The sequence below is a fragment of the Alkaliphilus serpentinus genome, from assembly GCF_009017255.1.
Taxonomy (GTDB): domain Bacteria; phylum Bacillota; class Clostridia; order Peptostreptococcales; family Natronincolaceae; genus Alkaliphilus_D; species Alkaliphilus_D serpentinus.
In genome coordinates this window covers 1-9,075 of sequence record NZ_WBZB01000073.1, presented here as the reverse complement: position 1 = coordinate 9,075, position 9,075 = coordinate 1, and the positions used below count along the sequence as shown (strand labels likewise).

Genomic DNA, 9,075 nt, shown 5'->3' with positions numbered 1-9,075 from the left:
TCTAGAAGTAATTAACCATCGTGAAGCTATCCTTTTTGTTGAAGATTTAATTGCTAATAAGCAACCACTTTCTGAATGGAATATCAAGAATATCCATGCCTTGATACTAAAAGAAATAGACAATTCAAATGCTGGTAAATATCGGAGGGAAAATGTTGTAATTAGCGGTGCAAAACACATTCCACCGAAGCATTATGAGATTGGAGATTTAATGCAAAAGCTTATGATGGAATATCAGAATGAATGGAAAAAATTTCATCCCGTTGTTAGGGCAACACTGGTCCATGGAGAATTTGTGAAAATTCATCCGTTCATTGATGGGAATGGAAGGACTTCCAGGTTGCTTCTCAATTTTGAGTTAATGAAAAATGGATACCCTCCCATCATAATAAAGAATGAGGAGCGCGCAAGATATTATGATGTTCTTGATCTGGCACATACAACCATGAACTATGAGCCATTTATAAAACTGGTATCGGAACTTGTGATAGAGTCTGAAAAACTATGGTTATCCGTATTAGATTAAAGTTAAAGAATAATGGTTCATTATACTATGCTGATCCCAATAGAGTACCATGGACTTCTGCCTATATTCAAGCCCATGCAGATCCTGTAGCTGACCTCCATGAAGATATGGCAGCTGAGCAGAAGGCAAGGGCCACCTACGAACATTTACTTAAACTAGCAGAAGACACCCGTTAGCTAATCCCGGTGGGTAATAGTTTAATTGAGAGGATAGTAGATAATTTTAAAATTATTTACTATCCAATTTATTTTTAAGTTATCTTAGTCTTTTTAATAAATCTTCTTGATTGCTTGGATTATCAAAATACTGCTCCTTTATAGTAAGATAAACCTTTTCATTTTCCTTATACATACATTGGCTACTTAGCATACACTCATCACAATTAAAGCATTTTAGCTCACCATACTTCATAATATTTTCGGGATCACCAAAATCAGAAATTATCCCTTGAACAACAGGAAGAGGATAAAATTGACTTAACAACTCTATTAGGGTTTCATCATTAAGATTATCTCCCTTTCCAGAAATATAGTCTCTTGCACAACTAAAGAAGGTCTTTTGAATATTATTCGAAGCATTTATACCTATAAAGTCCACGAATCTACCTAGTGCATTAGCAGCTTCTTTATATTTCTTACTTCTATATAAAAGGGCGGCTATAAATAAGTCGACGCCTATATAATACCATGGTAAGAAGTTGGAAGTTGGTAAGTTTAGAAATTGTACAATAGATGCGCCACTATTATAGCTGTTCTTGTTAAAGAAGCCAATTACCTTATTAATTTCTTCTTCTGATGAATTGTGTATATTTCTAATAACTCTTTTAACCTCATTATACTCTCCATAGTCATCCATTGCCTTTATATCATCAAACTCATCTATCTCACTTAGACCAGGTACAATAACGTGAAAACTAGGAAAGCCTAAAAAAGATACGTCACGTGCAAAACAATCTAAACCTTTATCTCTTAATAAATTCGTATAGTAGTTTAACAGATGTTTATTACTTGTTACTTGTAAATCTTCGTATCCGGTGAATTCATAGCTAAATTTTGTACTGAATAATTCCTTGGGATAATACCCAGATCCATTTACCAGAATACCCATTATGTTGTTATACTCATCTTCAATTTTTGATTTATATGAGTATTCCTTTACTCCCATCATTTTACGAATATCCTGCCCTTGCAAGAGCTCTGTTAAGGTTCTTTCTATTGAAATTTCAATCATAGGATGAGAACCAAACTTGACAAAATAGCTTTGATCATCTTTATTTATAAAGACTACACCAATTACTGGGTAACCTTCATTAAGGGAACAATCCTTAACAATCACTTGAAAGTTGCCACTTCTCTCAATTTGTGTAATCATATTTTCTATTCTCGGGTACTCTTTCAGGAAAGTTTGTGGTATAGTTGGGGGGGTTATCTTCATTTTTATAATCTCTTTATTTACATGCCTTTCAAAAACCTCCGATAACCCTTGAACTAATGCTTCTTCATAGGTGTTACCACCACACATTCCATTTGACATATACATTTTTGTAACCATTTTAATTGGTATATGGGAAATTTTATTACTTAGAATATTTATATAGGGTAATGCTATAAATTCCGAAGGAGTTTCCTCATAGGATACCTTTTTCCACTTATTTAATAGCTGTTTTTTATCTATATTCTTTTTCATATTTTTAAACTGTTTTGTTATCCATTCTTCTTTACTGTTAAGAAGCTCATCTATTGAAACTTCTTTTTCATCTGGGGTATAGTAAAATCCTTTATGTTGATAGGCATCATGACTAAAGTCAGCATTTAAACGAAAAAAGGATTGATTTTGTAGCCTTTCTAGCATCTCTCCATAGCCACTTGCTAAGGCATATTGATAAGTGGTGCCTTTCCCATTGGTTGCAATACTGGTATTAGCAATCTTTAAATTCACTGAGTAAAAATCCTCCACAGAATTTTGCCAGCCAGTTTCTATTACTAATATGCCTAAATCTGCAAGAATGTTTCTGATTCTTGTTATTGTATTTAAGGGGAGTTCATCCTTATACTTTTTACTATGAAAATTCATAGTCCATCCCCCTTAACCCTTTAGATATGAAGCTAATCCTTCATTTATTTCTTTATAGATATTTTGCATCATTTTATTAAACCGTTCCCCAGCCTTAATCATTTTTTGAACCTCTGGATACTGTGATAAATTTCTAAATTCATTTGTAAGGCTTCTAAGTTTTTGCTCTGCCTCTTGTGGGGAGCTTGATTTCGACATGATTTCATTTTGTTTTTTCTGAAAAACTTCAACCTCTTGCTTTATTTTAGGATAATTATTTAAATTTCTTTGGGCATCCTTTAGCTCCATAAATTCCCTTGTATTAATAATTTGCTGTACTACTTGTCTTCCAATGGACATTTAACATTCCTCCTAAACTTTCTTTTATTTTAACTCTATATATAATATTCTTATGTAGTTTAAAGGTTCATATATGGTAGGATACAGGTGTTTTATGTATATAATCACCTTTATCAGTAGCCTACATAAAATGTACTAGGCGAAACGCCATTTCATCCTAAAGGGGAGGGTTATCTATATGGAGCATTATGATGATAAATGCTGTATGAAGGATATGCAGGCAATGTATGCCATGAGTGCTATGAATGCTATGTGTGGTATGGCAGCAATGGCCTCAATGCAGGCAATGCAAGCAATGAATTCTATGAACTCTATGCACTCAATGAATGCAATGAATTCTATGGCATCAATGGCTAGTATGCATTCAATGCATTCAATGCATTCAATGCACTCTATGAATTCTATGTGCGCTATGAATTCTATGGCACCAATGGCTAGCATGTGTTGTATGACACCTATGCGATAGTACTATATTATACTGGGAAGAATCTTACGATCTAAGGTTTTTCTCAGTACATATTCATATAAATATCATCATCTATATTATGGGACATAATATGGTACTGCTAAAGGACATTGAAGGGAGGTGAAAAAATAAGGGCTGAAATAACCAATACCAGAGGCAGATACTCCTTAGATTTCCTTATGATTCCTAGTGAACACATTAAAGGGAGGGGCAGGATGGAAAAATCTCATCTCGTTTCTCAAATATAAACACACCTCAAGATGTTATCAATTTAATTGGACAATTAAAAAAGCAATATGATGTACCTATTGGTATTAAAATGGCCGGGTCTGACTACATAGAACAGGAATTAGAAGTTATTACTCAAACTGGAGTAGATTACATAGTATTTGATGGATCTGAGGGTGGGGACATAACAACCCTTGGACACTTTTTAAAGGCTATGGCGATTGGAGCCGATGAAGTATATATTGGCTCTATTGCTTTAATGGCTACTATGGCCAAATGTCTATAGCTTTACCCCAGTCCCCTTCACCCCAATTGGCCATGTATATTGGAAAACTAACAGATGAATTAGATAAATAACCTTTATTGCCAATAGGTTTCAAAAAGGCCTGATATATATATTTGTTTATTAATTTATCTTATAGTCAGATGCTTTTTTCCTGTTAAAAGCACATAAAAGGAGCTTTTGCATATTTTATTAGTGACTAGAGATAGTTAATAATTTAAAAGGTAGGTGTAACCTATGAGTGAAGGCGTATTAGGAAGTTTATTCGGAGGCTTAGGAGGTCATAGCAGTTTACTATTTTTCTTTTTATTGCTGATTATAATTTTCTGTAACTGCTGTCATTTATTCGCTAGTGGAGATGATTTATTATTCTTCTTCCTATTGTTGATTGTATTATTTGGTGGCCGTTTCCTATTTGGAGGGTGTGGCGTATAAACCTCTAAATATACATTTCAAAGACTCCATGAGGTAGTTGACTCTTGGAGTCTTTACATTTACGATATTAATATCTTCATATCACATAATATTAATAATTTTTGTAATTAAATAAAGAATATCGACAGCCTATGACTTCTTAGTTACTTAGTATATCAAAATTTTAGCTGGAGAGCTTTCTCCATCTATATACTTTAGAGTCATTTTTATTTATTCTATTAATAATATTGATAAATACGATTAGCTAATTCCTTAGACATAAAAATCGTGGTTATATCTTTTATGGGGATTACACAAACCTCAGCAGGGGCCTGTGTGATTACTACTCCATCTTCTACATTTAAGATTATTAGGTCTTTAAAAATACCTTCTCTGCCATCTACTAAAATATCTACTTCGCAACTTTTTAATCTCATTAGTAAATCCTTCATATAGGCTTCAGCATCCATTGGCATATTTGGATAAGCCATTGGGTTATTCATTGGATTATTGTATGGATAATAGTAGGGATTATATGGTGGATAAGGATTATACATATTGGGTTGATTATGATACACGATTCTTCCTCCTTTTTTTCTTTATACTATGCAAATTTACAAAAAGTGTTATAAGAGAATAAATATAACACTTTCTTTTTCATGTGAATAGGATGGTAATAAAGAAAATAGGGAAGGTTAGGTGAAAAAATAATGAGGTGTGTTAACCCTTTAATATATAATGATCCATTTAATCAAAGGCCAGAGCCCGGATGGTATAACAATCAAATAGTTTATTATTTAAATTTAGGTCCCGTTTTTCTTGAAGAAGGGAAGAATACCATAGCTGATATATATCAGTTTATTTATGGATTTGACCCTGCAGGAAACCCCATTAGAGTTATGGGTCAGTGGAACATAATTAATGTAGTTCCTGGCGACCCTGGCTACTCTCAGCTTTGGAGGGTTATATTTATAATTGTACCAAGCAACTTTATTCCTCAGTCTATTCGCTCTGTTAGTATGATTAGAAAATCAGGATATGAAAGTGTAGTTACTGACACGATTATTGATTGCCCAGTTTTGTAATTATTTTTATGAATTGTATAACACTTTATTAATGTAGGGAATATAGTATATCAAGACTCAGGAATAGTCTTGAGGTGTAACCCATAACACCGTCATTTAAAAAACGTAAAACCTGTTATAGTACTTCACTCATGTATTACCAGATTTATCAAAACTAATTAACAAAGGTAGGTGAATTTTATGGCAGATGTTGCAAAAACCAATTTCTTAGGAGGTTTATTCGGAGGAGGTAGTAGTTTATTATTCTTCTTCTTATTACTAGTGATAATATTCTGTAACTGTAGATTATTCTGCGAAGCAGGAGATAGCTTATTATTCTTCTTCTTGCTATTAGTTGTTCTTTTTGGTGGTCGTGGTCTATTTGGAGGCTTCTGCACAATCTAATTAAAAGAGATAAAAATGTTAATAAAGAGCTTTTTGATCACCTCCATAAAAAGTCCTGGATTTGAACCAGGGCTTTTTCATCTTTATTTGGAGTTTTCAAGTACAACACCAAGTCCATCTGCAATTCTCGACTTCCTTTATCCATGCCATAATAAAACGGATAATCGAAGAAATGGGTATTCCGACAAGAAGGTTAAAACCAAGTTTTGAGAAATGGAGATTGAAGTTCCTAGGGACAGAAATGGTGAGTTCGAGCCAATAGTAGTCCCAAAGAACACAAGAGATATATCAGGTATTGAAGAAAAGGTAATATCTCTCTATTCAAGGGGTATGTCTAAAAGATATCCACGACCAGGTTAAAGATATCTATGGAGTAGAGCTATCAGCTGAAATGGTTAGTAAAATCACCGATACAATCATTCCACAAATCAAAGAATGGCAAAATAAACCCATAACCTCCATATACCCCTTTATCTTTATGGATGCAATACACTACAAGGTTAGGGAAGATGGGCAAATTAAAAGTAAAGCTGCCTATGTTGTGGCTAGATAATATTAAGATAGTAAGCATATTATTAACCCAATTATATAAAATTATTGCCAGAAGTATACAGTTTTATGTATATGACTGCATACTTTTGGCAAATATAAAATCAAATTTTCTTCTTAATGAACACATAGAAATATCTTGTCAGAAAGATCCATTCCTTTAAGCACAAAGTTATTTACTTTAATTTTTGGCTTTATTGAACCATCAATAGAACCAGAGGTATATACTGAAGGTTTATTAGGATTTTCATACATTTCTACTTCTACATAAACTCCAGGTATTGTATCAAACATTTCAGGTAGTTTTTCTTTCAATTCCCCTACAAACGAAATAATATAGGATAAGATTGGCCTGTAGAACTTTCTACAGCTTTTTTGTTGTGTTTTAGGTAACCATTTCAAGCTTCAGGTGCTTCTCTGTAATAGTAAAAAAATGAATTCATTTCTAATATAACAAAAATAACTTGCAATTTAACATAAATAATGTTATATTTTAAATAATAAGTGTTATATTTAGGAGGTGACTCAATTGCTAAAGTCTTTAAAAGCGTATTTGAAAGAAAATATCGACAATCATGTTACCATAAAACCGTTGGGAGATAAAAACAAGTTCCCGGTTTTCTTGAAAGATATTTATAATTTGTACGAGATGATAATCCTCGATACAACTTGTATCTTACTTGAAATTCTAGACGAGAACCCTAGCATTAATATGATTCAAAAGCACATAAAGCGAATCGAAGAATTAACCAATCAGCAGATTGTCTTTTACTACAAAAAGATTACTCGGTACAGAAGAAAAAGTTTGATCGAAAATCGTATCCCCTTCGTCATTGGGGATGGGCAGATGTTCTTGCCTTTTTTAGGCCTTTATCTTAAAAATGCACCCCAATATTTAGAAGAGGAAGTTAAGACCTTCTCTGCATCTACACAACTTGCATATCTGTATTTTTTATACCATAAAGATGTAGTGACCAATACAACAGAGTTTGCTAAAAAGATAGGTTTTACGGTAATGACTGCTTCTAGGGCATTAAATGACCTGTATAACGCTAAGTTACTCACTTATACAATAGGTGGGAAGACAGGACGAAGTAAAGAGTACCAAAGGATCACTGATCCGGAGTATTTTAAGAAAGGTCGTGAGTATATTAAATCTCCAGTGAGGAAAGTGGTCTATGTCAATAGAGAACCTGAGGGTGCTTTGATTGCTGGACTTGATGCATTGGCAGATTTATCTATGATTAATCCACCAAGTCACCCGGTAAGAGCTATAAGTAGTGAGAAGCTAAATAAACTAGAGATTGAAATGATAAAGAACAAGGATATCATAAATGATGATAAGTTAGTGGAGCTAGAGATATGGGATTATGAGCCTACACAGATCACAGACAAGAACCATGTGGATATTATGTCTTTGTATGCTTCTTTAAAAGAAGAAAAAGATGAAAGGATAGAGCAGGCGTTAGAAGAGGTCTTGCGAGGTGAAATATGGTACATGGATTAGATAAATTCAAAGAATATTTTAGAAATCATACAAATCAATATGTATTTATTGGAGGTACAGCCTGTGATATTCTTATGAAGGAATTGGGTGCTCCTTTTAGGGCAACCAAAGATCTTGATATTGTCTTAATTATTGAGACGTTGGATACATCATTTGGAGAAACCTTCTGGAAGTTCATAGAGGATGGTGGTTACGAATATCGTGAAAAGGGCACTGGAGAAAATCAATTTTATCGTTTTACAGAACCGAGGAAATCAGACTATCCGAAGATGATCGAGCTTTTTAGTAGACAACCAGACTCTAAGTTGAAATTTGATACCGGACTTACGCCGATTCATATAGATGATAGTATAATCAGTCTCTCAGCCATTTTGTTAAACGATGCTTACTATGAATCTCTTGTGGAAGGTAAGCGGACAGTAGATAACTACTCTGTAATTGAAATTGAAACTATAATCCTATTTAAGATCAAGGCGTGGCTAGATATGAAACAAAGAAAGGAAAATGGCGATGTTGTAGACTCCAGAAACCTTAAAAAGCATAAAAATGATATTTTTAGACTTCTGGCCAATGTTGCACCTTCCAGCCGGATGGATGTAGCTGAAGAGATTGAAAATGATATTAGACAATTCATTGAGATGATTAATGTAGATAGACCTGATTTGAAAAATCTAGGTTTAAGAAGTTCAAGCTTTGATGAGCTAATAGAGATTCTAGAAAACATTTATTTGAAAACATCTGAAGCATTATAATCAACGAAGTTTTTATGGTTCGGGATGCAAAGTAGACAACCCATTCAAAACATCACCTATAACCCATCGAACTGAAGAACTTGCCCACGTAGAAATCATAACTACAACGATTTATCAGCTTACAAAAGGAGTTACAGTGAAAGAATTAGAAGCTGCTGATTTAGGAGTTTTCTATGCAGTTAGGGATGGAGCCCTATTCCCATGGATCCCAATGGAGTACCATGGACTGCTGCCTATATTCAAGTCCATGCAGACCCTGTTGCTGACCTCCATGAAGATATGGCAGCAGAGCAGAAGGCAAGAGCAACCTACGAGCATTTACTTAATCTAGCAGAAGACCCTGGTGCAAAGGATGCCTTAAGATTTTTAAGGGAAAGGGAAGTAGTACATTTCCAAAGATTTGGGGAGGCCTTAAGGATTGTACAGGAGTATCAACAAGCGAAGAAGGTATATTAGCTTAATAATGGAA

13 protein-coding genes and 2 pseudogenes are annotated in these 9,075 nt (G+C 33.9%); 11 read left to right on the top strand and 4 right to left on the bottom strand.

The window, feature by feature from the left end; translation table 11 throughout:
* Positions 1-526, top strand: a 526-nt coding sequence (locus tag F8153_RS15650; protein WP_192929864.1) for a Fic family protein, incomplete at its 5' end; no start/stop codon positions are given.
* The gene (locus F8153_RS15645; protein WP_151867294.1) at positions 505-702 is read left to right on the top strand and encodes a manganese catalase family protein; all 198 of its coding nucleotides are present in this window, start codon (positions 505-507) and stop codon (positions 700-702) included. The genes F8153_RS15650 and F8153_RS15645, both read left to right, overlap by 22 nt.
* 79 nt (positions 703-781) lie before the next feature.
* On the opposite strand, the gene F8153_RS15640 is transcribed toward F8153_RS15645, so the two are convergent.
* Both F8153_RS15640 and F8153_RS15635 read right to left on the bottom strand, forming a co-directional pair.
* The gene (locus F8153_RS15640) at positions 782-2,599 is read right to left on the bottom strand and encodes a YcaO-like family protein (protein WP_151867293.1); all 1,818 of its coding nucleotides are present in this window, start codon (positions 2,597-2,599) and stop codon (positions 782-784) included.
* 12 nt (positions 2,600-2,611) lie between these two features.
* A complete protein-coding gene (locus tag F8153_RS15635; protein ID WP_151867292.1) occupies positions 2,612-2,938 on the bottom strand; it encodes a YlbF family regulator in 327 nt (108 codons plus the stop codon).
* 178 nt (positions 2,939-3,116) lie between these two features.
* Between F8153_RS15635 and F8153_RS15630 the strand changes: the two genes are divergently transcribed.
* Together F8153_RS15630 and F8153_RS15625 are read left to right on the top strand one after the other, a co-directional pair.
* Positions 3,117-3,404: a hypothetical protein gene (locus tag F8153_RS15630; protein ID WP_151867291.1), complete on the top strand. Its 288-nt coding sequence runs from the start codon at positions 3,117-3,119 to the stop codon at positions 3,402-3,404.
* A gap of 223 nt (positions 3,405-3,627) precedes the next feature.
* Positions 3,628-3,918 (top strand): glutamate synthase-related protein, encoded by a 291-nt coding sequence (locus F8153_RS15625; protein WP_207707744.1) that lies wholly within the window; start codon positions 3,628-3,630, stop codon positions 3,916-3,918.
* A gap of 650 nt (positions 3,919-4,568) precedes the next feature.
* On the opposite strand, the gene F8153_RS15615 is transcribed toward F8153_RS15625, so the two are convergent.
* Positions 4,569-4,907 carry a hypothetical protein gene (locus tag F8153_RS15615; RefSeq protein WP_151867289.1) on the bottom strand — a complete coding sequence of 113 codons (339 nt, stop codon included), beginning with the start codon at positions 4,905-4,907 and terminating at the stop codon, positions 4,569-4,571.
* A 132-nt stretch (positions 4,908-5,039) separates the two neighbouring features.
* Between F8153_RS15615 and F8153_RS15610 the strand changes: the two genes are divergently transcribed.
* From F8153_RS15610 to F8153_RS15600, 3 genes and pseudogenes are all read left to right on the top strand, one after another.
* Complete coding sequence (locus tag F8153_RS15610; protein ID WP_151867288.1) at positions 5,040-5,414, top strand: hypothetical protein; 375 nt, start codon at positions 5,040-5,042, stop codon at positions 5,412-5,414.
* A 180-nt stretch (positions 5,415-5,594) separates the two neighbouring features.
* Positions 5,595-5,798: a hypothetical protein gene (locus F8153_RS15605; RefSeq protein WP_151867287.1), complete on the top strand. Its 204-nt coding sequence runs from the start codon at positions 5,595-5,597 to the stop codon at positions 5,796-5,798.
* A 147-nt stretch (positions 5,799-5,945) separates the two neighbouring features.
* Positions 5,946-6,342 (top strand): annotated as a pseudogene (locus F8153_RS15600) (IS256 family transposase); the annotation flags it as partial.
* Between the two features lie 122 nt (positions 6,343-6,464).
* Here the strand turns inward: F8153_RS15600 and F8153_RS15595 are convergent.
* Entirely contained in the window at positions 6,465-6,662 is a 198-nt protein-coding gene (locus F8153_RS15595) for a hypothetical protein (protein WP_151867286.1), read from the bottom strand.
* A gap of 214 nt (positions 6,663-6,876) precedes the next feature.
* On the opposite strand from F8153_RS15595, the gene F8153_RS15590 reads away from it, so the two are divergent.
* The 4 genes and pseudogenes from F8153_RS15590 to F8153_RS15580 all read left to right on the top strand — a co-directional run bounded on the left by F8153_RS15590 (position 6,877) and on the right by F8153_RS15580 (position 9,062).
* A complete protein-coding gene (locus F8153_RS15590; protein WP_151867285.1) occupies positions 6,877-7,854 on the top strand; it encodes a MarR family transcriptional regulator in 978 nt (325 codons plus the stop codon).
* A complete protein-coding gene (locus tag F8153_RS15585; protein WP_151867284.1) occupies positions 7,839-8,606 on the top strand; it encodes a nucleotidyl transferase AbiEii/AbiGii toxin family protein in 768 nt (255 codons plus the stop codon). The genes F8153_RS15590 and F8153_RS15585 overlap by 16 nt, the downstream gene beginning before the upstream one ends.
* A pseudogene (locus tag F8153_RS16700) lies at positions 8,593-8,733 on the top strand (hypothetical protein); the annotation flags it as partial. The gene F8153_RS15585 and the pseudogene F8153_RS16700, both read left to right, overlap by 14 nt.
* Before the next feature lie 74 nt (positions 8,734-8,807).
* Positions 8,808-9,062, top strand: a complete 255-nt coding sequence (locus F8153_RS15580) for a manganese catalase family protein (protein WP_330577811.1) — start codon at positions 8,808-8,810, stop codon at positions 9,060-9,062.
* Positions 9,063-9,075: the final 13 nt, after the last annotated feature.